We start from the raw sequence: 23,227 nt of genomic DNA, 5'->3' as shown, positions 1-23,227 counted from the left end.
AGGTTATTGAAAAATATTGCATGCTATTAGTTGCAGGTTCAAAGAGAATGCTTTTCCATTTTATAATATAAATTTCTTATAGATATACCTAAGTCGTTAGCTGTTTTCGTTCTGTTCCCACTGTTTTGTATTAATGTTTCTGAAATTATCTTTTTCTCATAATCTTCCATTAGGTTTTGTAAAGACTTTCCACCATTATTCCTCTTTCGTAATTTATCATTTACTGGAGTTATTTCTAACTGTAAAAATTCCGGCAAATGGATTTCGTCTATATAATTTTCGCTTATTTTCATAAAAATAATGGCTCGTCCTAATATATTTTCCAGTTCTCTCACATTTCCCGGCCAATGGTAACTAACCAATTTTGTTAACGCCTGATCAGTGATATGGATAACATTTCTTCCATAGTCATGATTAATTTTCTGAATAAGTTTTTGGCATAAAAATGGGATGTCCTCTTTCCGCTTTCGCAATGGTGGAATATGGATAGGAATACGATTTAAGCGATAATACAAATCTTCACGGAAATTTCCGTTTGACACTTCTTTTTCTAGTTGAATATTTGTTGCGGCAATAATACGAGCATTGATGGCAACTGGCTTCGTTCCACCTACCCGGACAATTTCTTTTTCTTGTAAAACCCTTAGTAGCTTAGCTTGTGTGCTTAATGATAATTCTCCTATTTCGTCCAAAAAAATACTTCCATCTTTCGCTTCTTCAAACAGCCCTCGTTTGCCTCCACGCTTTGCTCCAGAAAAAGCACCTTCTTCATAACCAAAGAGTTCACTTTCGAGTAAAGACTCTGAGAGAGCCGCACAATTTACACGAATAAAAGGACCATAACGTCTTTCGCTTTCATTGTGAATTGCATGGGCGAATAATTCCTTCCCAGTACCAGACTCTCCTCTCAATAAAACGGTAGCTGGTGTTTTTGCACCAATTCTTGCTTGTTCAATAGCAACTTGCATTTCTTCCGACTGTCCGATGATGTCATCAAACGTATATTTTGCCTCTAATGAGCGAATAATTTCTTTCGCTTTTTTTAGTTCTCGGGTTAATGACTGAATTTCCGACATATCATGAATTACACCAACACTACCTTTTAAAACGTTATTAACGATAATTGGTGCTACATTCACAATCACTTCCCTTTTCATTGGGCCTACACGCATTTTCACACCACGTACCGGCTCTTTCGTTTTCAACACTTGCATGTGCATGCTTTCACCTTCATGTATATCGGTATCTGCAGGCTGTCCAATTACATCTTTTTCAGTTAAACCGGTTAATCGAGTATAAGCTCGGTTAATTAAAATTCCTTTCCCTTTTTCATCTACTACAGATATCGCATCATTACTCGATTGAATAATTGCTTCTAACATCGTTTGAATTTCTTTTAGATTTGTAATTTCCTCCGCTAATTGAACAACTTCTGTTACATCTTTAAATACCGCAAATGCCCCTAACACTTTCCCTACTTTTGAAATAATTGGGATTCTAGTCGTAATTACTTTTTTTCCATTTGTAAAAGTTAATCTTTGATTTATTTCTGCTTTCTTTGTTTTTAGCACTTGTGGTAGTTTGGACATTGGTATTATTTTTTCAATCGGCTGACCAATTACTTTCATTTTACTAAGTCCCATAATATTTTCAGCTGCTACATTATAAGAAGTAATCATTCCATTTTCATCGATTATTATCATGCCGTCGTTAACCGCATTAAAAATCAACTCATCTTTTGCAGTTTTCATTTTCAATTGCTCAATTAATAATTCCCGATCATTAATCAATTTTACAATTAAGTGTGCAACACTACCTGGGATAATGGTTTGTTTGGAACCCCTCATTTTCATTAGAGTGGAGTGAACAGTTGGATCTCCAGTTACATCAATAATAATGTCTATCCCATCATTTAAATAATTTTGATAATCAATATCCGTTTTTACACCATCCTGCCTTGCCAAGTGCAAACCTGGTGCCTGTTCATTTATATCAACTATAATTTCAACTCGGAAACGTTCTGACTGTTTTAATATTCGATATAAAGCGGAGCCCCCTTGGCCAGCACCAACAATCATAATTGTTTGCAAGCTATCACCTCTTTTTCAAAGTGCTTGTTTTTGAGTTGTGAGAGATTTTCTTTCTTTCTATCATTTTAATAGAAGTCATGTTTCTTGACAAACTTCTCTATTCGTTTAACATTCAAGTATAACGATATATTATTGGAAAGGACTTTTACAATGGTTCGTCTTATTGCATTAATCATCGTTGTTATTCCGGGAATAGTCGCTGCCCTTGGGGTTAAGTTAATGAGGGATAGTGTTTTCGGGGTTTTTCAATGGCCATTTCAATCGATATTTATTCAGTTTTTTATCGGACTACTTTTCTTCTTTGCAGGTGTAGGTTTAATCGGTGGATTCATCTTCCATCGTGACAAAAAAAGAAATAAAGTTCAAAAGCGATTTCAAAGCAGATTAAAAAATGCTAATCGCGGATGATAATTTACGGATTTAACGACAGGGCTGTCCAAATTAGACAGCCCCATATTTATTAATCACGTAATTTCAATGCTATTTCCGGGTAATCCGTAATAATGGCATTTGCCTTCACTTTGAGAAATCGTTTCATATCATGTTTTTTATTTACTGTAAATGGTCGGACATGAATTCCATTTTGCTGTGCTAAAGTTACTAATTCATCTGGTGTTACTTTATGATATGGATGAATTGCTTTTGCTTTAATAGATTGAGCATACACCCAAGGCATATATAGGCCTTCCATATATAACGGTGCTGTTTCTATATTTGGCGCAATTCGATAGCAATAAACAATACTATAATGATTAAAGGAAGAAATTATTATCCGTTCTTCCAGTTGATATTTATTAATTAGTGCAATAACTTTGTCCTCTAAATCTTGGTTAGTTATGGTTGTTGTTTTCAACTCAATATTGCAAATCATTTCGGTTTCTTTAAACCATAATAGAAACTCTTCTAATGTTGGTATCGGTTCCTTATATTTGCCTTTATCAAAATTGGCAGCTGCGTTAAACTTTTTTATTTGTTTTAAAGTAAAGTCTTTTACATACCCTTTTCCATCTGTTGTTCTGTCTACTTTATCATCATGAATAATGACAATTTCCCCATCTTTTGTCAGTTGAACATCTAGTTCAATACCGTCCGCTTTAACACGTTCTGCTTCGTGAAAAGCAAGCATCGTATTTTCAGGATATGTACCACTTGCACCACGATGTGCAAAAATTAATGTCATGTGTAGGACCACCTTTTACTTCAACTATAAACCCTCTTATACTAATTGCTTCATGTTCATTTTGTTGGAATTTACCGTAACATTCTTTACCGTTACTGTATAAATTATCACCGTTACGATGCTTGGTGTTCAAGTCGTAATTTATCTGCGACCATTGCGATAAACTCACTATTTGTTGGTTTTGCCTTTGACATACTAACGGTATAGCCAAATAGAGAAGAGATAGAATCAATGTTTCCACGACTCCAGGCTACTTCAATAGCATGACGAATGGCTCGTTCCACACGGCTAGCTGTCGTATTGAACTTTTTTGCAATATCAGGATATAACACTTTCGTAATGGAACCTAATAATTCAATATCATTATATACCATCGAAATAGCTTCCCGTAAATATAAATACCCTTTAATATGGGCAGGGACACCAATTTCATGAATAATACTTGTTATACTTGCATCTAAGTTTTTTGGCTTATGTACAGGTTCTTCGGTTTTGTTTATATTTTCATTGTTATTTGTTTGTTTAATCGGTAACTTCGATTTCTTTCCAGTAACATTTCGTATTTGATTCGTTAAATGATTCATATCAAATGGTTTTAACATAAAATAGGAAGCACCTAAGTCTACCGCTTTTTTCGTTACATCTTCTTGGCCAAAAGCAGTAAGCATAATGATATTCGGGAAATAACTCTTTTCTTGTAATTTTTCCAATACTGCCAGTCCGTCTAGATGAGGCATTATTATATCTAAAAGAACGACATCGGGTTCGACCGTTTCTAATAATTTTAAACATTCTTGACCATTATATGCTTTTCCAATTACTTCCATATCTTCTTGGCCATTTATATAATCTTCCAGCAAGCTAATTAATTCTTTATTATCATCAACGATACAAACTTTAATCTTTTTCACAAAAGTATCCTCCCCAATTGACGCAATTTCCTTCAATAAAAATTTACGCTATTAAACATTTTCGACATGTATATTTAAATTCCTTTATAAATATACAAAAAATATTAATTTTCTTTTCCTTTCCACTATTTATTAATGCTTATGACATAAGATGGGATTTGCTGTCATTATTTGTCCAGACGAAGTCAATACGTATTTACCCAATTATCCATAGTTTAAACACCCACATTGTTAGATAATGCGGTTTCCTTTATCTCCGCCAGCTTGGCTCCAGTTCGTACGCCGCTGTACAGTCGCCTTCGCTTTTCTGGCTAGATGCGGCTCCTAGCGGCTAGTGGACTTCCCCAAACCTCCGTACGAGGATAAGTCAACATCGATTCGCGGGGCTCATCGTGTTTCCTTTATCTCCTGCGGTTTGGGTCCAGTCCATACGCCGCTAAACAGTCGCCTTCGCTTTTCTGGCTAGCTGCGGCTCCTAGCGGCTAGCGAACTTCACCAAGCTTCTGTACGATAAGTCAACATCGGCTCATTCTTCGCCGTGTTTCCTATATCTCCGCCAGCTTGGCTCCAGTTCGTACGCCGCTGTACAGTCGCCTTCGCTTGGGCCAACACGACGTTGGTCATGCAGACGTTGCGGCAGGACGCCGCGTACTTAGTCTGCGAACCTTGATGTCCAGCTGCGGCTCCTAGCGGCTAGTGGACTTCCCCAAACCTCCGTACGATAAGTCAACATCGATTCGCGGGGCTCATCGTGTTTCCTTTATCTCCTGCGGTTTGGGTCCAGTCCATACGCCGCTAAACAGTCGCCTTCGCTTTTCATTAAAAAAGTGAGGAAAATAAATTTCCCCACTTTAACTTGCATTATTTAAGTCCTTTTTATAAATGTCTATATTTGCTTCTCTTAGCATCCATTCGATATGAACACCGTAACCACTCGTAGGATCATTGACAAAAACATGTGTGACAGCCCCAATTAATTTACCGTTTTGGATGATAGGGCTTCCGCTCATTCCTTGAACAATTCCCCCTGTTCTTTCCAATAATCGAGGGTCAGTTATTTTAATTACCATCCCTTTCGTTGCAGGGAACTTTTGCGGAATAGAGTTAACGATTTCGATGTCAAATGCTTCTACTTTATCATCATCGACAACCGTTAAAATTTTCGCCGGTCCTTTTTTCACTTCATGAGACAACGCAACTGGAATTGGTTTATCTGCTATTCCATTCTTTATATTTTTGTTTAATTGACCGAATATGCCGAACTGGTTATTAGCTCGAATATTACCAACTATACTACGTTCTGGTAAAAAACGGGCTAGCTTTTCTCCAGGTACTCCGTTACTACCTTTATTAATGGAAGTGACGGTAGACGGAACGATATAACCATCTTTCACTACGATTGGCATTTTTGTATCCATGTCAGAAATAACATGACCTAACGCACCGTAATTTTTACTATTCGGTTCATAAAATGTTAACGTACCAATGCCTGCCGCAGAGTCACGAATATATAAGCCTAACTTGTATTTGTCTTCATTTTTATCTTTTTCTGGAGAAAGTTCTGTCTTAATCGTTTCTTCATTTCGTTTAATCACGAGTTTTAATGGTTTTCCACTTGATCCAGCTTGCTGTACGAAAGGAGTAACTTCTCCCATAGATAAAATTGGTTTTCCATTAATTTCGGTGATTAAATCCCCAACTTTTATACCAGCTTTTTCCCCAGGTGATATTTTCCCACTAGTTGTGTCCACCTGGTGATGACCTACTACTAAGACACCTTTAGTATTAATTTTTACTCCTATAGATTGACCGCCAGGAATGACTCTTAAATCTTTTAATACATTTACTTTCACTTTCTTTAGCGGTATTCCAGCTAGTTCTAATAACACTTCACTATCACCGCTATTTAATGCAGTTAAAGAAACATTTTTCTCATCATAAGCAATGTGAATATTATCATTATTCTTTATTGCCTGGACATTTGCTGTCGTTGGAATTACTTCATTTGCACCTTCAAAAACTGTCATCGTTGTCGGTTGTTTCAATAACTTACTTACTGGTGAAAAAAAGCCGATATAAACGAAAGAAACAAGGAGAATTATCCCTAATAATTTTCTAATTTTATCTAAATCCAATCGCATTCACTCTCCTCGCTTCTAATCCACACCAACATGCTACATTAATAATCTTGCCTTTCCGACGTATCTTTATAATTGTTTTTGCGAATTATATTTGGGTAATTGAGGCTAATTTTTACATCTCATTTTTTTCTTTCATTTTATTGGCTAAATCGAGCATTTCTTTTGCATGTGATTCGGTGGAAGCAGTAATTTTTGCTCCTGATATCATTCGGGCAATTTCTTTTATCCGTCCTGCTTCTGTAAGGGTAGTTATTGTTGTTATTGTCCGTTCATTTTCAACTGTTTTAGCAATAAAATAATGGATGTCACCAATTGCAGCCACCTGGGGTAAATGAGTGATGGATAATACTTGTGAACCTAAAGAAATTTGATAAATTTTTTCACCGATTGCTTGAGCAACTTTTCCGCTAACTCCAGTATCCACTTCATCGAAAATAATAGAAGTGACACCTTGGTGCTTTGAAAAAATTGCCTTTAAAGCGAGCATTATTCGCGACAACTCTCCACCAGAGGCGACTTTAGATAAAGGTTTTAATGGTTCTCCAGGATTAGTACTAATTAAAAATTGGATTTGGTCCATCCCGTCGTATTTAAATTGTTTAACATCTTTTGCAAAAAAAACTTCAAATACAGTTTTGTCCATGTACAAGCTTTTTAATTCCTGTTGAATAGCAGTAGTTAAAGTTATTGCTGTTTTTTTTCGAATCGATGTTAAATTTTCTGCTTCAATGATTAAATCCTTTTCAACTGATCGAAGTTTGCTATCTAATTGACTAACATAACTTTCTCGATTCTCAATTGTTTCCACTTCTTCTTCTATTTTTGCCCCGTATTCTAAAATTTCTTCGATTGTTTGACCATATTTCCGTTTCAGCTGATTAATCTCCATTAATCGGTTATCAACTTCCATTAATCTGTCTGGATTGTATTCTAAATTATCTAACTCATTTCGTAGTACATGCAAAATATCTTCAAGCTGGTAAAAACAATTGGCAACTTGTTCGTAAATAGACTGGTATTCCTCATCGACTGCTGCTGCTGATTCTAAATTTGCTTGGACAAGACTAATCCAGTCTAGTCCTTTTTGTTCTCCTTGAAGTGCTTCATAACTTGTACTCAGAAAAGTGAATAATTTTTCATAATTAGAATATTTCTTTTTCTCAGCTAGTAGTAGCTCATCTTCATTTAATTGCAAATTAGCCTTTGTAATTTCTTCTAATTGAAATTTTAATAAGTCAAGACGTTGCGCCATTTCTTGCTCATTTTCTGTCAGACGTTTAAAGTCACGTTTAATTTTTTCATATTCATGGTATAAATCTTGGTATTCTTTTAATGCTAATTTTAGATTGACACCGCCAAACTCATCTAATAACTTTATATGGCTCCGCTCATCGAGTAACTCTTGATGCTCATGTTGTCCGTGAATATCAACTAATGTTCTGCCAACCTCACGTAAGATGGAAATTGTCACTAATTTCCCGTTAATTCGACACGTACTTTTTCCATTTTGAAAAATATCGCGGCGAATGACAACCATCCCTTCTTCACTTTCAATTCCAAATTCTGATAACTTGTTCAAACTAGGGTGGTTTTCCTCTACAAGAAAAAGCCCTTCAATCTCTGCTTTATCTGTACCATGGCGAACAAAATCACTGGAACCGCGCCCACCAACTAATAATTGAATGGCATCAATTAAAATCGATTTCCCTGCCCCAGTTTCGCCAGTTAAAACGATAAAACCACTATCAAAGGAAATATGAATTTCATCAATAATTGCAAAGTTTTTTATTGATAATTCTGCTAACATTACTTTCCTCCTCCCCTAAGTCAGCATATCTGTAATTCGAGTTGAAAGATTTTGCGCCATCTCTGGGCTACGACAAATGACTAGACAAGTATCGTCTCCACAAATAGTACCAATAATTTCTTCCCATTCCAATTGATCGATTAGTGCTCCTACCGCTTGTGCATTGCCTGGTATTGTTTTTAGTACGAGCAAATGGTCGGCATAATCGATTTTTACAAATGCGTCAAAAAGCGTTTTCCTTAGTTTTTCCAAAGGGTTAAAACGTTGATCTGCTGGAAGGCTATACTTATAATGACCTTTAATTGTTGGGACTTTAATTAAGTGAAGTTCTTTTATATCCCGAGAAATCGTTGCTTGTGTCACTTTAAAACCAGCTTCCCGCAAATAGTGAACTAATTCATCTTGGGTCTCTATTTCCTTTTTCCCAATTATTTCGCGAATTTTTATATGACGTTGCTTTTTACTCAATTCTGTCACCTCTATGTATGTCAACCAATAATACTTACCTTCGTACTATTGCTTTCGATTTTTATCGACAAAAATCCTGCTAAATCTACATTTATTTTAACAGAAAAACAAAATAAAAAAGAAAGGAAATATTCCTCTCTTATTTTTGCAATTGATCATGAGCCTTTTCTACAATTTTTTCAATAGAAATGAATAAATGATTTTCTCCTTGTCTTTGTGCTTCTGGTTTTTTTAAATGAATTAAAAATTCAATATTCCCATCCCCACCAGTGATTGGGGAAAATGTTATATTTTCAACGTCATAACCTGTCTTTAGTGAAAAATTGACTATTTCATCAATTACTTGTTGATGAACTTTTTTATCCCGAACGATTCCCTTTTTACCGACAAGCTCTTTCCCAGCCTCAAATTGCGGCTTTATAAGTGCAACAATATCTGCATTCGAAACGAGTATCGGCTTTAATGCTGGTAAAATTAATTTTAGGGAGATGAAAGATACGTCTATACAGGCGAATTCAGGAAGTTCTTTAAGTAAATCCTCCCTTTTTAAATAACGGAAATTCGTTCTTTCCATTACAATTACCCGTTCATCTTGACGCAGTTTCCAAGCAAGCTGATTGTAACCGACGTCGATAGCGTAGGAATATTTGGCACCATTTTGTAAGGCACAATCCGTAAATCCACCAGTCGATGCCCCAATATCGATAATCACTTTATCTTTAACTGCTAGATCGAATTCCTTTAAAGCTTTTTCTAATTTATATCCGCCTCTTGAAACATATGGCATTTGCTTTCCTTTAATCGTAATCGGTAAGTCTGAAGCTACCTTTTCACCCGGTTTGTCCAATCTTACTTCATTCGAATAAACAATTCCAGCCATTATTGCTCTTTTCGCTTTTTCACGTGTATCAAAAAAGCCTCGATCCACTAATAATGTATCAATACGTACTTTTTCTGTTTTCATTTTTCATGCCCTTTTTGCTAGTTTTTGAATCATACTATTGGCTAGTTGGATTAAGTTTTCCGTCGTTAATCCAATTTCTTCTAACAATTTATTTACACTGCCGTGTTCAATAAATTGATCATGGATACCCATTCGTTGAATATTTACGTGGTGGTATGCTTGATCATGGGCAAATTCCAAAATAGAACTGCCAAAGCCGCCTTGTAAAACCGCTTCTTCTATTGTTATTATAGGCATATTTTCCTGAAAAATTTGTCTTAACATTTCTTCATCTAATGGCTTAATAAATCTAGCATTCACAACTTTAATGCTAATTCCTTTTTTCGAAAAATATTCAGCTGCTTCTAAGGCAAGTGGAATCGTTGTTCCAAAAGTGAGAATTGCTAAGTCTCGGCCTTCCCGTAGTATTTCCCAAGATCCGATAGGGATTTCACACAATTGTTCGTCTAACGGAACTCCTAATCCATTTCCACGTGGAAAACGCATAACTATTGGTCCATCATCATAATGTAAAGCTGTATAAACCATATGTTGGCCTTCATTTTCATCTTTAGGCATCATTAATACTATATTTGGTAAATGCCTTAAAAAGGCGATATCAAATACACCTTGATGAGTTTCTCCATCGGCACCAACTAAACCCGCACGATCGACACCGATAAAGACGTTCAAATTTTGTCGGCAAATATCATGGACAAGCTGATCATATGCCCTCTGTAAAAAAGTGGAATAGATGGCTAAAAATGGTTTCATTCCATCTATCGCCAAACCTGCCGCTAATGTCGTTGCATGTTGTTCAGCAATTCCTACGTCAAAAAATCGGTTTGGAAATTCCTGCTGGAAACCTTCCAACTTTGAACCAACGGGCATAGCTGGAGTTATTGCTACAATTCGCTCATCTTGTCTAGCTAATGTTCTAACCGTTTCACTTACTAACTTACTCCAAGCAGGAGGGCTTGTAACTGGCTTAACAAATGCACCTGTTTCAATTTTATATGGGCCTGTACCATGCCATGTACCTATTTTATCAGTTTCCGCTGGTTTATATCCTTTCCCTTTTTTCGTTACAACATGAAGCAATACTGGTCCTTCTGTTTTTTTCGCATTTCGCAAGCTATCAAATAAATCGTCAAAATCATGACCATCAACAGGACCTAAATACGTAAAACCTAGTTCTTCAAAGAAAATTCCAGGAACAAAAAAGTATTTAAAACTATCTTTAATTCTTTCTGCTGTGGAGGCGACTTTTCCACCTACTGCAGGTATCTTTTTTAATAATGACTCCATTTCATCTTTGACAAAGTTGTATTTACTTGCCGTACGGACTCGACCAAGCATATTATGCAGGGCTCCGACGTTAGGTGCAATTGACATTTCGTTATCATTTAATACAACGATAATATTTTTCTTTTCATGACCAATATGGTTTAATGCTTCTAATGCCATGCCACCTGTTAGTGCACCATCCCCAATAATTGGCACAATATGGTGGTTTTCTCCACGTAAATCGCGGGCAATTGCCATACCCATCGCAGCAGATAGGCTCGTCGAACTATGGCCAGTTTCCCAAATATCGTGCTCACTTTCACTGCGTTTTGGAAATCCACTTAAACCTTTATATTGCCTTATGGAATCAAAGTCTTTTGCCCGCCCAGTTAAAATTTTGTGAACATATGATTGATGACCAACATCCCAAATAAATTTATCTTTCGGACTGTTAAAGCTTTTATGAAGTGCAATCGTCAGCTCCACAACACCTAGATTAGGACCGATATGTCCACCAGTGATGGAAAGTTTTTCGATTAAAAAATCTCGGATATGTTGACTCAAATCTTCTAACTGTTCGATAGATAAGTCTTTTAAAAACGAAGGATCTTTAATGGATAATACATCCATGAAGCAGATCACTCACTTTCTTAATCGATTTTTCTTTTTTTTACGTTTCTTTTTCTCTTTTAATATTACGATATGAAACTTTTCTTCTAAAAATTGCAACACTTTCCCAGCTTGTAAAATAATTTGCTTAGAAAATTGAATAGCAAAGGATTTTCCGAATGCTTTGCCGCCAACTGTTAATGCTGCAATGAAACTTGTAAAAATAACAGAAATAATATATTCGAATAAACTATTTTTACCTATATAAAAATTAGCTGTAAGTTGGATAATGACAATAGCTGAGGCAGTACCACTAATGATGCCGGATATATCGCCAATAACATCATTACAAAAAGAAGCGACTTTGTCTGCATTGCGAACAATTCGAACCGAATGTTTTGCACCATACACTTTATTAGAGGCCATCGCATGAAACGGTACTTCATCAGCAGCAGTAGCAGCAATACCAATCATATCAAAAAAAATCCCTATTAACACAATGCCTAATACGACACCAATTCCAGCAATCCAACTAATATCATTTAAAATATAGTTGGAGAATATTGAAAAAATAGCCGCTAACACAAATGTGGTAACGGCGATTGTTAAACTCCATTTTAACGAATTTTTTAACATTTGTCTCATAAAATGTCTCTTTCCGCGCAAAAATTATGTAGTAGGGGAAAATCCCCTTAAGCTAATCATTTAGTGGTCATAATTAAAGGCAAAATTACGGCTTAGGTCCAGTAGGTTTTCCCAGGCAAATACCCAGTGTCGCCACACAGGCGGTTTCCCTTTAAATCTGCCTTAACATTGTCACCAATTGTTAGACTGGATTGCCACTTAGTCCGTACTATAATCCTTACATTATGTCTTTCGGAACAGTCTAGGAGTTTTCCTCTAACAAACTTTTTCTGAACTCTATCCTCTTTTGCAAAACAGATTTCATATGGACGGAAAAATAAGTAACAATGGCCAACTGTTATTTATTTTTATAACCATAATCCCCTCATGTTTCACTCAAGGCAGGCTACACTGTACGTGCTGATCCTCTCCCTCACGTATCAGGTTTTACTCCATATCGGTTACCCAAATATGGAGCCTCCGCGATTAGAGGGTCCACGCCCGCATGCCATTGCGGATCGCCCTTTAACCTTACTTCCAGTATCGACCCAAAGCTGGGCGCCTCAAGCCTATACTAGAAACTTCATCGATATGCCCTTTAGTAGATTTTTAGCCCTACCTTCAAGTTCAGTAGTCCGACTAGAATACTGCACCACTATAACAAAATAATTATAACATAACATTTTTCTATAGACAATGAACGGTTTTTTGGTAAAAAAGGACACTTCCACTACGAATTTCTTGTCGCGATTAACTCTGTCATTTCCAATAATAAATTATTTTTAATCGGCAAGTTTTCTAAAATAGTTTTAGCACGATTAATATGTTCGGTTAATTTTTCTTTTGCACCTGCTAATGTTAAAAGGGCAGGATATGTTGCTTTCTGCTTACCTTCATCACTACCAACTTGTTTCCCAATCGTTTCTAATGAGCCTTCAATATCTAATATATCATCTCGAATTTGAAACGCTAGACCAAGATGTAATGAGAATTCCTCTAAAGCTGAGATTATTTCCTCTTTCGCGTCAGCAAGAATAGCGCCAGCTTTAATACAAAAAGCTAATAATCTCCCAGTTTTATTTACATGAATATATTCTAATTCTTTTATCGAGAGTGTTTTATTTTCTCCCTCTATATCAGCTACTTGTCCTGCCACCATACCTTCTGGACCAGCAGCCTTTGCTAGTTCAAATATTAATTGAACTTTATGTTTGTCGGAAATAGAAGGTGATTCTGCGATCATTTGAAATGCATACGTTAATAATGCATCTCCAGCTAAAATAGCATTTGCTTCACCAAATACTCTATGGTTCGTAAACTTTCCTCGCCGAAAATCATCATCATCCATACTTGGAAGATCATCATGAATAAGCGAATATGTATGAACCATTTCCACTGCACACGCAACTGGAAGTCCATTATCATGATTTTTTTGAAATGCTTCTAAAGTCATTAAAATTAATAAGGGACGGATTCTTTTTCCACCAGCTTGAATAGAATAATCCATTGAATCTTTTAATATGGTAGGTGCGTCGAGACGGTTTACGTACTCACTTAGTTTCATGTTTAAACTAGATAAATTCTGTTCCATAAACAAGGATAGATCGGACAAAATTACTCCTCCTCTTGAATGGAAAAGTTTTCTGTTTCACCATTTTCATTTAAAATTTCTACTAGCTGCTGTTCAACGTTTTTCAGTTTAACATTGCAAATTTTTGCTAATTCCATCCCTTCTTTATATTTCGTAATCGCCTCTTCTAACGGGACATCACCTTCCTCTAGAACATCCACAATTGCTTCTAATTTTTCCATTGCTTCTTCAAATGTTAAATCAGTTTTGCTCATTTATCGATATCTCCTTCCGTTTTTTTACTTCACAGTTTAATACCCCGTCTTTTAAAGAAATTTCCACATTGTCTCCCACATTCACATCATGGATACTTTTCACTAAATTGTTCTTCTCCTCATAAACGATGCTATAACCGCGTTCCATTATTTTTAACGGGCTTAATGCTTCTAACGTAGCTATTGCGTGGACAAATTCTTTTTGCTTATCCTTTATCAATTGCTCCATTACTCGGATTAGACGCTTTTGTTTTTCAATGTAATTCCCTCTGGCTTGATCAAATTTTTCATGAGGATGATTTCTTTTTAACCGTCTCTGCCACAACTGCAAATTTTCTTGTTTTTGACTATATAACCGCTTTAAAGCAATAAAAGAACGTTCCACTGTCTTATCAAGTTGCTCTAGTTTTTGTTCATACATTTTTTGCGGATAACGGAAAGCGTATGATTTCACTAAGCGGTCTAATGTATTTCTTTCCGTCACCACTTTTTCTTTCATAACACGCATGAGGCGAATTTTTCGATTTAGAATACGTTCCATTAAATCTTCCATATGTGGTACAGCCATTTCTGCTGCTCCTGTTGGTGTCGGTGCTCTTAAGTCGGCAACAAAGTCAGCAATAGTTGTATCTGTCTCATGACCAACAGCCGAAATAATAGGAATTTTCGAACGGAATATAGCCCTTGCTACCACTTCTTCATTAAATGCCCACAGTTCTTCAATGGAACCTCCGCCACGACCAACAATTAATATATCGGCTTCCCTTTTTTGATTCGCGACATCAATAGCATTGACGATTGACGGTGCTGCTGTTTTTCCTTGGACAAGTGCCGGATAGATAATAATTCGGGCTACAGGAAATCTCCGTTTGATTGTAGTAATAATATCCCGGATAGCAGCTCCTGTTGGAGATGTAATTACTCCTACCGTTTTCGGAAAACTTGGGATTGGCTTTTTATACTCCTTATTGAAGAGACCTTCTTTACTAAGCTTTTCCTTTAACTGTTCGAAAGCTAAATACAGGGCTCCGATTCCATCTGGCTGCATTTCTTTTATATATATTTGATACTGTCCGCTCGGTTCATATACAGAAATATCACCGCGAATTAGTACATTCATTCCATTTTCTGGTTCGAATTGTATTGTCCTCGCATTCGCAGAAAACATAACCGCTAATATTCTCGCTTTATCATCTTTCAATGTAAAATACAAGTGACCGCTAGAATGTCTTTTATAATTTGAGATTTCACCTTTTACAAAAATTCCTTGTAAATGTGGATCAAAGTCAAATTTTCGTTTTATGTATTTCGTTAATGCTTGTACTGATAAATATTGATGATTATTTATTGTCAAGACCTTTAGGACACTCCTTTCATCCAAAATTTCTTATATTTATAGTATATGAAAAAAGAATCAAGCAGTCACCTATAGAATTCGGTAACTACAACCAATAAAGATTGCTCATTAATGGAGAGTTGAAAGAATAGACTTTGTTGATCGATACAAATTAAAAAGCCCTAATCATATCAATTTGATACATAGGACTTCATATTGATTATTTAATTAAACGGTGTTTTCCATTAAATTTTGTTAATATTTTTTGCTGCTTTAATTACATTTTCAAGAAGCATCGTTATCGTCATCGGACCGACACCACCTGGTACGGGAGTGATGTAACTTGCGACATCTTTCACATGATTAAAGTCTACATCGCCACATAATTTTCCAGTCTCGTCCCGGTTCATCCCAACATCTATGACCACAGCACCATCTTTTACATGATTTTTGCCCAAGAACTTTGCCTTACCTACCGCACAAATTAATAAATCGGCATTTTTTGTATAATTTTCCAATTGGTTCGTTTTAGAATGGCAAATGGTAACCGTTGCGTCCATATTCAATAATAATTGAGCCATTGGTTTTCCGACAATATTACTTCTTCCGACAACGACCGCATGCTTTCCACGAATAGTATAGTTTATTTCATTCAAAAGATGAATAATGCCAAGCGGCGTGCACGGGACAAATCCGTCCTCACCTGACACCATTTTCCCAATATTAATTGGATGAAAGCCATCTACATCTTTATCTGGGGATATCGCTTGAATGATGTTTTTCGGATTTATATGTTTAGGAAGAGGTAGCTGGACTAAAATACCATGTACATCCTCTTTATCGTTTAACTCCTTTATTTTCTCGATAAGGACAGTTTCTGTGACGCTAGCTTCGTATTCAAATAAAAATGATTGAATGCCTGTCTCCATACACGCTTTTTGTTTATTACGTACATATGTTTTAGACGCTGAATCCTCTCCAACTAAAATGACAGCAAGACCTGGTATAATTCCTTGTATTTTTAACTGTTCGACTTTTCGCTTGATTTCAATTCGTTTTTTCTTAGCTATAGCTTTTCCATCGATTATAACACTTGACATTGTCTTCCCCCCTCTATAGGGCAACTTCATTTTTCCATATTTTCTAAACTAAGCTTCATTTTCGATAATACTCCGTTAATAAAGCCACCTGCTTTTTCATCAGCAAATTTCTTCGCTATTTCAACCGCTTCATTGATTGTGACATTATAAGGTATCTCATCCATATATTTCATTTCATATGTAGCCATTCTTAAAATATTTTTGTCTACATTGGCGAGTCTGTCAAAAGACCATTTTTCTAAATGTTCACCAATAAACTGATCAATTGGTTGAAGATGTTCAAAGGTCCCATTGACTACTTCCAATAAAAACGGATCATCATAATGGTCCATTACTTTATGTAAGTCATTTCCTCCGACATCCACTTGAAAAATAATTTGTAATGCTTTTTCCCTTGCTGTCCTTCTATTCATATGCTTACTCCTTTAATACTTAATTGTTCCAAAATAGCTATGTAGATAATAGCATATTTTTGACAAGAAAATAAAGTATAACTTCCATCAGTGGGTATTTACCTTATCCCCCAAATCATCAAATGTAAAACAAGTATTCTTCTGTAACCATATTGTGCTGGGCTAATCAATCGGGAAATACGGGCTGTTTGATCCAATCTCCCGCCCTTCTTACCACTTTACTCAAATTTAATGTGGTATTACATTTTCATCTTTATTAATGAAGATATGTTTCATGATAAGCTACGTCGTTCATGCGGAAAAATTTTCGTAAAATAAGCCAAGGCAGGTTTCCCCACCTTGGCTTCCCTTTATTCCTCAGTTTTTTCTTCTTTTTGCGTCTCAAAATTAATATTGACAATATGAATATTAATTTCCTCTGTTTCAAGACCTGTCATTGTAAGAAGTGTTTGTCTAATATGTTCTTGCATTTTTGTTGCCACTTTTGGTATCGAAACACCGAAATTTAATACACAGTATACATCAATTTTTACTTGATTATCTGTTAAATCTACTTTTATACCTTTACCATGGTTTTTCTTGCCGAAACGTTCAACGACCCCTGCTGCAAAATTACCTCGCATTGAGGAAACACCGTCAATTTCTGATGCGGCAATTCCGGCAATAATTTCAATTACTTCAGGAGCTATTTCAATTTTTCCTAATCCGCCTTGGGACATTTCTAATGCACTTGTTTCTGCCATAAAAAATCCACCTCCTTATTAAGTTTCTCTCATTACATCATATAATTCAAGAAATTTTGTATTAAATTGACCAGATTTAAATGCTTCGTGGTCTAATACTTTCAAATGAAAAGGAATGGTCGTATGAATTCCATCAATGACAAATTCATTTAACGCCCGTTTCATCCGATTGATTGCTTCTTCCCTTGTTTTACCATATGTAATAAGTTTCGCAATCATCGAGTCATAATAAGGCGGAATCATATAACCAGGGTAGGCTGCAGAATCGACTCTAACCCCAAGACCTCCTGGCGGTAGATACATATTAATTTTCCCAGCAGATGGCATAAAGTTTTTGGCAGGATTTTCCGCATTTATCCGACATTCAATCGCCCAACCGGAAAATTGTACTTCTTCTTGTGTTAAAGATAATTTTTCACCTGAAGCAACGAGAATTTGTTCTTTTATCAAATCAACACCAGTAATTAGTTCTGTAACTGGGTGTTCTACTTGGATTCTCGTATTCATTTCCATGAAATAAAACTGTTGATTGCGATAATCATAAATAAACTCGATTGTACCAGCACCTGAATAATTTACTGCCTTTGCTGCCTTTACTGCTGCTTCTCCCATTTTATGACGAATTTCTTCGTTTAATGCAGGAGATGGAGCTTCTTCTATTAGCTTTTGCAGTCTTCGTTGGATCGTACAGTCCCTCTCACCTAAATGAATGACATTGCCATAGTTATCGGCGAGTACTTGAATTTCCACATGACGAAAATCTTCAATGTACTTTTCAATATAGACCCCTGGGTTGCCAAAAGCTGTTGCCGCTTCTTGTTGAGTGATATTAATTCCTTTAATAAGTTCCTCCTCTGAGCGTGCTACACGAATCCCTTTTCCGCCACCACCAGCAGTAGCTTTTATAATAACAGGATAACCTATTTTTTCAGCAATGTGAATAGCTTCCTCTATATTTGCTATCACTCCGTTGGAACCAGGTACAATTGGGACCCCTGCTTGTTTCATCGTTTCCCTAGCAACATCTTTCGTACCCATTTTTGCTATCGCTTCTGGACTTGGTCCGATAAAAATTAATTGACATTCTTTTACAAGCTCTGCAAAATTTTCATTTTCCGCTAAAAAGCCGTACCCAGGATGAATGGCATCACAGCCAGTTAATTTGGCTACACTTAGTATATTTGTTATGTTTAAATAACTATCTTTGGAAGTTTTCGGTCCGATACAATATGCTTCATCTGCTAATTGAACATGCAATGCTTCATGGTCAGCTTCTGAATACACAGCAACTGTTTCGATATTCAACTCTTTACATGCCCGAATAATTCTTACGGCAATCTCTCCACGATTTGCAATTAAAACTTTTTTTATCACATTCCCACCCCTTATTCTGCTTTCACTAAAAAGAGTGGCTGACCATATTCTACTAATTGGCCATCTTTTACTAATATCTCAACAATTTCTCCGTTGACATCTGCTTCAATCTCATTAAATAGTTTCATTGCTTCGACAATACATACTATCGTATCTTTAGCAACTTTGGCGCCGACAGTAACATAAGGATTAGCATCTGGTGAAGGAGCTTGATAAAACGTCCCTACCATAGGCGAAGTAATTGGATGAAGATTTTCTTCATTTTTTACAGTTGGCTCTAAAGGTACAGCTGGTTCAGCCACTTGTTGTTTTACTTCCTGTTGAACGTTGTTCGGTTGGGCTACAGTAACAATTGGCTCTTGTGGAACAACTTGTTGCACTTCATTTACAATCGGATTTTTTACCGCTTTTTTCATTACTAATTTTAAACCGTCGTATTCATAATCAAATTCATTAATACTTGATTGGTCTACAAGTCTAATTAGTTCACGAATTTCTTGTACTTTTAGCAATTTTAGCACCCCTTATGATTAATTTATGACTAGATACTAATACTATACGATAATATCTTACAGCAGTTTTAACAGATTTACAATAAATGAGTATGGATGAATGGAAAAAAGTGCCCCATAGGAGCACTAGATTAGTTTTCTTCATTTTCTGTATGAAAAGCAACATTTACCATTGTTATACCTGTTTCTTTTTGAACCATACGGACTATTTCATTCGCTTTTGTCTTAGATGGCTCATGACCTTTTACAGTAATTTTCACAGCACTCTCATCTGCTTGAACTAAAGCATCTTCATAACCTAAATTAGATACTATTAACGTTTCCAACATTTTTTCTTTTTCTGCAAAATCACTTATACGATTCATCTCATCTCTAGCTTCACTTCTCTCTTCAGCGGTAAGTTCCGTTGAAGCGGCAATAATTTGCAATTGCTCGAATTCCTTACTGCGCTCATCTGCTAATTGCATGCGGATAATTTCAAACGCTTCATCACCAGTGACGTTTGTAATATTTGTTTTATTATCTTCCTTCCCTTTATCCGCTTCCTCTTGTTTTTGCTCTTGATTTTGATTTACTTGAGCAACATTATTATTCGTTTTATTTTCTGGTGAGAGAATATAGTATATGGATAAAACTACGACTAAACTTAACATTGTTAATAACCAAACAGTTTGCTTTTTTAACATCATTGACATTTACCTCCCATTATTACACTATTTTTTCGCTAAAACGGATACGCGATGGCTCGGAACATCTAGCACCCGCATTACAGCCTCAATAATCATTTTTTTCACCGCAATATTTTCTGCTCCTTTGGCAACGACAAGGACACCCCGAATATTTGGTTTCTTTGTCTCACTGACTAACGGTATTTCTTTTTCCGCTTCACGGATAATGACCATTTGTTCTTCTGTTGTACGATCTTCTACTTTACGTTTTCCACCGTTAGCATCGGTTTCATCAGTAGTTTGGTTCTTCTGAATTTTATTCTTCTCATACACTTTCTTCTCTGTTGAATCAACATTTACAACGACAGTTACATCCTCGACTCCAACAATTGACTCTAACGCTTCCTTTATCGAGTTTTCATAATACCTTTCATATTCTGCCATCGTATTAAAATCGGTATCTTTAGACTTTCCAAAAACTTCAACATCTCGATCTTCAGCCGATTCATTGGAGGTGACAGGCAATTGTTTGTCATCTTGATCATTGTTGATAAAACTGCTAAAGAGCATAAAGGCTATTCCTATGACCAGCACTAGTAGTAAATAGTGTTTTTTGTTCAGCTTATCATTTTGGGAATTATTCGTTTGATTGAGCCATTTCTTTATGGAAGTTAATGGTCCCTTTTCTTCATTCATTAACTGCCCTCCCCCTTTCAATAGAAATATTCACCGTCTCTTTTGCTATATCCCATCGTGATGAAAGAAATGTTGCGACGGCAGTTATTAACTGGTCATCATTATTACTCGGCTTTTGATCCATAGTAACGAGCACTTCTTGCACTTCTTCAATTTCATTAGAGTCTTTATACTCTTTTAACCGGACTGAAATATGTTTTAAATTTTCCGGAAAGTCCCCATCCATATTATTTAACACAATTTGAATATCTTGAAATGTTAAGCCAAACTCCTCTATCAACTCCTTTTCCACTATTTCTCTTAATTGATAAGCTGCTTGTTCTAAAATATATGCATCTTGAGTGGCTTGTATTTCTTTTTTCTTATTTTCTATTGAATTTTCTAGTTGAAAATTTTGTTCATTGGAAGAATTAGCTACTTGATTTAACAAAGTATTCACGTCTACAGAAAATATTTGAAAAATAGGTGTTAGTATGATAACAATCAATAATAATCCAAGAACCATTTTTACATATTTTTGTATATTTGATTGTGGAAGTAACATTTCTACGATGACAGCTAGTAATATAAACATTAAAACATTGCCAATCCAACTAGATAAAAACTCCATCCTTCCACCTACTTTGATTTATCTAACCATCATTGTTAAATTCCCTGCCATAATAATGACTGTTAAACTTAAAAAGAACATAATGGAAACAATCCCCAGTGCTGCAAATAAATAAATGACACATTTGGAAATGACATCTAAGCAAGTAATAATCGGACCTCCTCCAAGTGGTTGTAGTAGCGCTGCTGAAAATTTATAAATAAAGGCAATCATTAATATTTTTATTGCTGGGAAGAGCATTAACACTAGTAATATGCCAACCCCTGCAATCCCAATCGTATTTTTTAATAAGGCAGATGCACTAATTACCGTATCTGCTGCATCCGTAAACATTCTGCCTACAACTGGAATAAAATTACCTGTTACAAATTTTGCTGTTTTGATGGCGACACCGTCTGCTACAGCTGTGGTCGTTCCTTGAATAGATACGACACTTAAAAAAACCGTCATAAATATACCGAGAAGTCCGATACTCCAATTTCTTAAAAGTTGTGCTAATTGTGTTGCCTTGTAATGTTCTGTTAACGTACTAACGATACTTAATAATGCCGATAAAAATAATAATGGTAAGACGATATGATTTACGAAAACACCACTAATATTTGTTAGAAATAAAATGACTGGATGGAAAAAACTTGCTGATACAATTCCTCCACTAGTCGCAATCAATGCGAGCAAAAGTGGGATAAAAGCTAAAGTAAAGTGAATCATATTTTCAATGGCATGGCTTGCGTAGTTAATCGCAATATGAAAGCTATTTAATGCAATAATCATAAGAACCATAAAAACAATGGAGTAAGCGATTTTACTTATAGAGCTTTTTTCAAAAGAATTGTGCAACGATTGTAAAAACATACTGAAAATCGTTAACATTATTAGTGAACCGATTAATTTCCCATTTTCTATTAATTCATGGAAAATGAATTTCAAAATGCCTAAAAGCCATTCTTTGAAAGAAAAATCACCAGCTGCTTTTATATAGTCTACTAAACTGCCTTTTTCACTATTTGGAAAAAAACCACCGTATTCTTCCGTTATTTCATTCCAAAACCGTTGAATTTCACTTAAATCAAGGTTATCGATTTGTTCTTCGACGATATTTAACGGTGTTTGTTCTTCTGATTCCGATGTTTCTGCCTGCACATTGCTTGTCCAGAAAAATAACAAACTCAACGTTATTAATAGGAGGAATCGCTGCTTCATCTTTTCACCTCTTTAGCCCGTTTCATAACAAAATTTATTACATGTCTATGAAGGAATCATTTGAAGAACCATTTCAATTAGTACTGTCAGGATAGGGACTGCCATCGCAAGAATAATTATTTTCCCTGCTAACTCGATTTTTGAAGCAATAGATCCTTGGCCTGCATCTTTCGTTATTTGTGAAGCAAACTCAACAATATAGGCAATTCCAATGATTTTCAAGATCGTTTCCACGTAAACTAAATTCACTTTTGCATTAATTGCTAGCCTCTCCACCATTTGAACAACAACGTAAATTTGGTCGATTAAAAATAAGAAAATAACACAACCGGTAAATACCGTTAGTAAAAAGGCAATATTTGGTTTTTGTTCTTTTATAATTAAGGCGAGGAAGGCAGCAATTAAGCCGGTACCAACTATTTGTAAAATTTCAATTGCTAACCCCTCCTAGCTACTAAATAAAAAGACCGATTTAATTTTTTGAAATAAATTTTCAACAATAGATGCTACTTGAAATAATATATAAATAAAACCAAATAATGTAACCCATTGGGCATATTCTTTTTTGCCAACTTGATCTAATATGGTGTGTAAAAAAGCTACTACGATTCCAACTCCAGCTATTTTGAAAATTACATCGACATCAATACCCATTCTCTTATCCTCC

24 protein-coding genes are annotated in these 23,227 nt (G+C 35.7%); 1 reads left to right on the top strand and 23 read right to left on the bottom strand.

Going from position 1 to position 23,227, the window contains the following annotated elements; translation table 11 throughout:
• Positions 1–38: 38 nt before the first annotated feature.
• Entirely contained in the window at positions 39–2,090 is a 2,052-nt protein-coding gene (locus BN1242_RS11505) for a sigma-54 interaction domain-containing protein (protein WP_062356020.1), read from the bottom strand.
• A gap of 84 nt (positions 2,091–2,174) precedes the next feature.
• Between BN1242_RS11505 and BN1242_RS11500 the strand changes: the two genes are divergently transcribed.
• Positions 2,175–2,498 (top strand): DUF2627 domain-containing protein, encoded by a 324-nt coding sequence (locus BN1242_RS11500; RefSeq protein ID WP_420806027.1) that lies wholly within the window; start codon positions 2,175–2,177, stop codon positions 2,496–2,498.
• 52 nt (positions 2,499–2,550) lie between these two features.
• On the opposite strand, the gene BN1242_RS11495 is transcribed toward BN1242_RS11500, so the two are convergent.
• The 22 genes from BN1242_RS11495 to spoIIIAC form a co-directional block, all read right to left on the bottom strand.
• Entirely contained in the window at positions 2,551–3,270 is a 720-nt protein-coding gene (locus tag BN1242_RS11495) for a glycerophosphodiester phosphodiesterase (protein ID WP_062356017.1), read from the bottom strand.
• A gap of 113 nt (positions 3,271–3,383) precedes the next feature.
• Complete coding sequence (gene spo0A, locus BN1242_RS11490) at positions 3,384–4,181, bottom strand: sporulation transcription factor Spo0A (RefSeq protein ID WP_062356014.1); 798 nt, start codon at positions 4,179–4,181, stop codon at positions 3,384–3,386.
• An 851-nt stretch (positions 4,182–5,032) separates the two neighbouring features.
• Complete coding sequence (gene spoIVB, locus BN1242_RS11485; RefSeq protein WP_087941758.1) at positions 5,033–6,316, bottom strand: SpoIVB peptidase; 1,284 nt, start codon at positions 6,314–6,316, stop codon at positions 5,033–5,035.
• Between the two features lie 118 nt (positions 6,317–6,434).
• Positions 6,435–8,129: a DNA repair protein RecN gene (gene recN, locus BN1242_RS11480; RefSeq protein ID WP_062356008.1), complete on the bottom strand. Its 1,695-nt coding sequence runs from the start codon at positions 8,127–8,129 to the stop codon at positions 6,435–6,437.
• 15 nt (positions 8,130–8,144) lie between these two features.
• Positions 8,145–8,597, bottom strand: a complete 453-nt coding sequence (gene ahrC / locus BN1242_RS11475; RefSeq protein WP_062356006.1) for a transcriptional regulator AhrC/ArgR — start codon at positions 8,595–8,597, stop codon at positions 8,145–8,147.
• A 139-nt stretch (positions 8,598–8,736) separates the two neighbouring features.
• Positions 8,737–9,561 (bottom strand): TlyA family RNA methyltransferase, encoded by an 825-nt coding sequence (locus BN1242_RS11470; RefSeq protein ID WP_062356003.1) that lies wholly within the window; start codon positions 9,559–9,561, stop codon positions 8,737–8,739.
• Positions 9,562–9,564: 3 nt separating this feature from the next.
• The gene (dxs, locus tag BN1242_RS11465; protein WP_062356000.1) at positions 9,565–11,457 is read right to left on the bottom strand and encodes a 1-deoxy-D-xylulose-5-phosphate synthase; all 1,893 of its coding nucleotides are present in this window, start codon (positions 11,455–11,457) and stop codon (positions 9,565–9,567) included.
• 12 nt (positions 11,458–11,469) lie between these two features.
• Positions 11,470–12,081, bottom strand: coding sequence for a hypothetical protein (locus BN1242_RS11460; RefSeq protein ID WP_062355997.1), 612 nt, complete (start codon positions 12,079–12,081; stop codon positions 11,470–11,472).
• Between the two features lie 709 nt (positions 12,082–12,790).
• Positions 12,791–13,651 carry a polyprenyl synthetase family protein gene (locus BN1242_RS11455; RefSeq protein ID WP_062357040.1) on the bottom strand — a complete coding sequence of 287 codons (861 nt, stop codon included), beginning with the start codon at positions 13,649–13,651 and terminating at the stop codon, positions 12,791–12,793.
• Between the two features lie 23 nt (positions 13,652–13,674).
• Positions 13,675–13,905: an exodeoxyribonuclease VII small subunit gene (gene xseB / locus BN1242_RS11450; RefSeq protein ID WP_062355994.1), complete on the bottom strand. Its 231-nt coding sequence runs from the start codon at positions 13,903–13,905 to the stop codon at positions 13,675–13,677.
• Entirely contained in the window at positions 13,892–15,253 is a 1,362-nt protein-coding gene (gene xseA, locus BN1242_RS11445; RefSeq protein ID WP_062357035.1) for an exodeoxyribonuclease VII large subunit, read from the bottom strand. Before xseA ends, xseB begins: the two co-directional genes overlap by 14 nt.
• 233 nt (positions 15,254–15,486) lie before the next feature.
• Positions 15,487–16,341, bottom strand: coding sequence for a bifunctional methylenetetrahydrofolate dehydrogenase/methenyltetrahydrofolate cyclohydrolase FolD (gene folD / locus BN1242_RS11440; RefSeq protein ID WP_062355991.1), 855 nt, complete (start codon positions 16,339–16,341; stop codon positions 15,487–15,489).
• A gap of 26 nt (positions 16,342–16,367) precedes the next feature.
• Positions 16,368–16,754, bottom strand: coding sequence for a transcription antitermination factor NusB (gene nusB / locus BN1242_RS11435; RefSeq protein ID WP_062355988.1), 387 nt, complete (start codon positions 16,752–16,754; stop codon positions 16,368–16,370).
• A gap of 350 nt (positions 16,755–17,104) precedes the next feature.
• Positions 17,105–17,497 carry an Asp23/Gls24 family envelope stress response protein gene (locus BN1242_RS11430; protein WP_062355985.1) on the bottom strand — a complete coding sequence of 131 codons (393 nt, stop codon included), beginning with the start codon at positions 17,495–17,497 and terminating at the stop codon, positions 17,105–17,107.
• Positions 17,498–17,515: 18 nt separating this feature from the next.
• Complete coding sequence (accC, locus tag BN1242_RS11425; RefSeq protein ID WP_062355982.1) at positions 17,516–18,871, bottom strand: acetyl-CoA carboxylase biotin carboxylase subunit; 1,356 nt, start codon at positions 18,869–18,871, stop codon at positions 17,516–17,518.
• Between the two features lie 11 nt (positions 18,872–18,882).
• Positions 18,883–19,383: an acetyl-CoA carboxylase biotin carboxyl carrier protein gene (accB, locus tag BN1242_RS11420; protein WP_062355979.1), complete on the bottom strand. Its 501-nt coding sequence runs from the start codon at positions 19,381–19,383 to the stop codon at positions 18,883–18,885.
• A 131-nt stretch (positions 19,384–19,514) separates the two neighbouring features.
• Positions 19,515–20,072 (bottom strand): SpoIIIAH-like family protein, encoded by a 558-nt coding sequence (locus BN1242_RS11415; protein ID WP_062355976.1) that lies wholly within the window; start codon positions 20,070–20,072, stop codon positions 19,515–19,517.
• 24 nt (positions 20,073–20,096) lie between these two features.
• Positions 20,097–20,747 carry a stage III sporulation protein AG gene (spoIIIAG, locus tag BN1242_RS11410; RefSeq protein ID WP_062355974.1) on the bottom strand — a complete coding sequence of 217 codons (651 nt, stop codon included), beginning with the start codon at positions 20,745–20,747 and terminating at the stop codon, positions 20,097–20,099.
• Positions 20,740–21,357 carry a stage III sporulation protein AF gene (spoIIIAF, locus tag BN1242_RS11405; protein ID WP_062355971.1) on the bottom strand — a complete coding sequence of 206 codons (618 nt, stop codon included), beginning with the start codon at positions 21,355–21,357 and terminating at the stop codon, positions 20,740–20,742. Before spoIIIAF ends, spoIIIAG begins: the two co-directional genes overlap by 8 nt.
• Positions 21,358–21,375: 18 nt before the next feature.
• The gene (gene spoIIIAE, locus BN1242_RS11400; RefSeq protein WP_062355968.1) at positions 21,376–22,560 is read right to left on the bottom strand and encodes a stage III sporulation protein AE; all 1,185 of its coding nucleotides are present in this window, start codon (positions 22,558–22,560) and stop codon (positions 21,376–21,378) included.
• A gap of 45 nt (positions 22,561–22,605) precedes the next feature.
• Positions 22,606–22,989 (bottom strand): stage III sporulation protein AD, encoded by a 384-nt coding sequence (spoIIIAD, locus tag BN1242_RS11395; protein ID WP_072136192.1) that lies wholly within the window; start codon positions 22,987–22,989, stop codon positions 22,606–22,608.
• An 18-nt stretch (positions 22,990–23,007) separates the two neighbouring features.
• Entirely contained in the window at positions 23,008–23,214 is a 207-nt protein-coding gene (spoIIIAC, locus tag BN1242_RS11390) for a stage III sporulation protein AC (protein WP_062355961.1), read from the bottom strand.
• Positions 23,215–23,227 lie beyond the last annotated feature (13 nt).

It is taken from the genome of Bacillus kwashiorkori (assembly GCF_001375515.1).
Taxonomy (GTDB): domain Bacteria; phylum Bacillota; class Bacilli; order Bacillales; family Caldibacillaceae; genus Bacillus_BK; species Bacillus_BK kwashiorkori.
The sequence above is the reverse complement of the archived record's forward strand: the minus strand, read 5'-3'. Positions and strand labels throughout refer to the sequence as shown.

What these genes read in the sequence shown, in the direction of transcription:
- BN1242_RS11495 (WP_062356017.1), bottom strand. Translation starts at nt 3,270, where the DNA reads ATGACATTAATTTTTGCACATCGTGGTGCAAGTGGTACATATCCTGAA.
- recN (WP_062356008.1), bottom strand. Translation starts at nt 8,129, where the DNA reads ATGTTAGCAGAATTATCAATAAAAAACTTTGCAATTATTGATGAAATT.
- BN1242_RS11470 (WP_062356003.1), bottom strand. Translation starts at nt 9,561, where the DNA reads ATGAAAACAGAAAAAGTACGTATTGATACATTATTAGTGGATCGAGGC.
- dxs (WP_062356000.1), bottom strand. Translation starts at nt 11,457, where the DNA reads ATGGATGTATTATCCATTAAAGATCCTTCGTTTTTAAAAGACTTATCT.
- BN1242_RS11460 (WP_062355997.1), bottom strand. Translation starts at nt 12,081, where the DNA reads ATGAGACAAATGTTAAAAAATTCGTTAAAATGGAGTTTAACAATCGCC.
- BN1242_RS11455 (WP_062357040.1), bottom strand. Translation starts at nt 13,651, where the DNA reads ATGGAACAGAATTTATCTAGTTTAAACATGAAACTAAGTGAGTACGTA.
- xseB (WP_062355994.1), bottom strand. Translation starts at nt 13,905, where the DNA reads ATGAGCAAAACTGATTTAACATTTGAAGAAGCAATGGAAAAATTAGAA.
- folD (WP_062355991.1), bottom strand. Translation starts at nt 16,341, where the DNA reads ATGTCAAGTGTTATAATCGATGGAAAAGCTATAGCTAAGAAAAAACGA.
- nusB (WP_062355988.1), bottom strand. Translation starts at nt 16,754, where the DNA reads ATGAATAGAAGGACAGCAAGGGAAAAAGCATTACAAATTATTTTTCAA.
- BN1242_RS11430 (WP_062355985.1), bottom strand. Translation starts at nt 17,497, where the DNA reads ATGGCAGAAACAAGTGCATTAGAAATGTCCCAAGGCGGATTAGGAAAA.
- BN1242_RS11415 (WP_062355976.1), bottom strand. Translation starts at nt 20,072, where the DNA reads ATGATGTTAAAAAAGCAAACTGTTTGGTTATTAACAATGTTAAGTTTA.
- spoIIIAG (WP_062355974.1), bottom strand. Translation starts at nt 20,747, where the DNA reads ATGAATGAAGAAAAGGGACCATTAACTTCCATAAAGAAATGGCTCAAT.
- spoIIIAF (WP_062355971.1), bottom strand. Translation starts at nt 21,357, where the DNA reads ATGGAGTTTTTATCTAGTTGGATTGGCAATGTTTTAATGTTTATATTA.
- spoIIIAE (WP_062355968.1), bottom strand. Translation starts at nt 22,560, where the DNA reads ATGAAGCAGCGATTCCTCCTATTAATAACGTTGAGTTTGTTATTTTTC.
- spoIIIAC (WP_062355961.1), bottom strand. Translation starts at nt 23,214, where the DNA reads ATGGGTATTGATGTCGATGTAATTTTCAAAATAGCTGGAGTTGGAATC.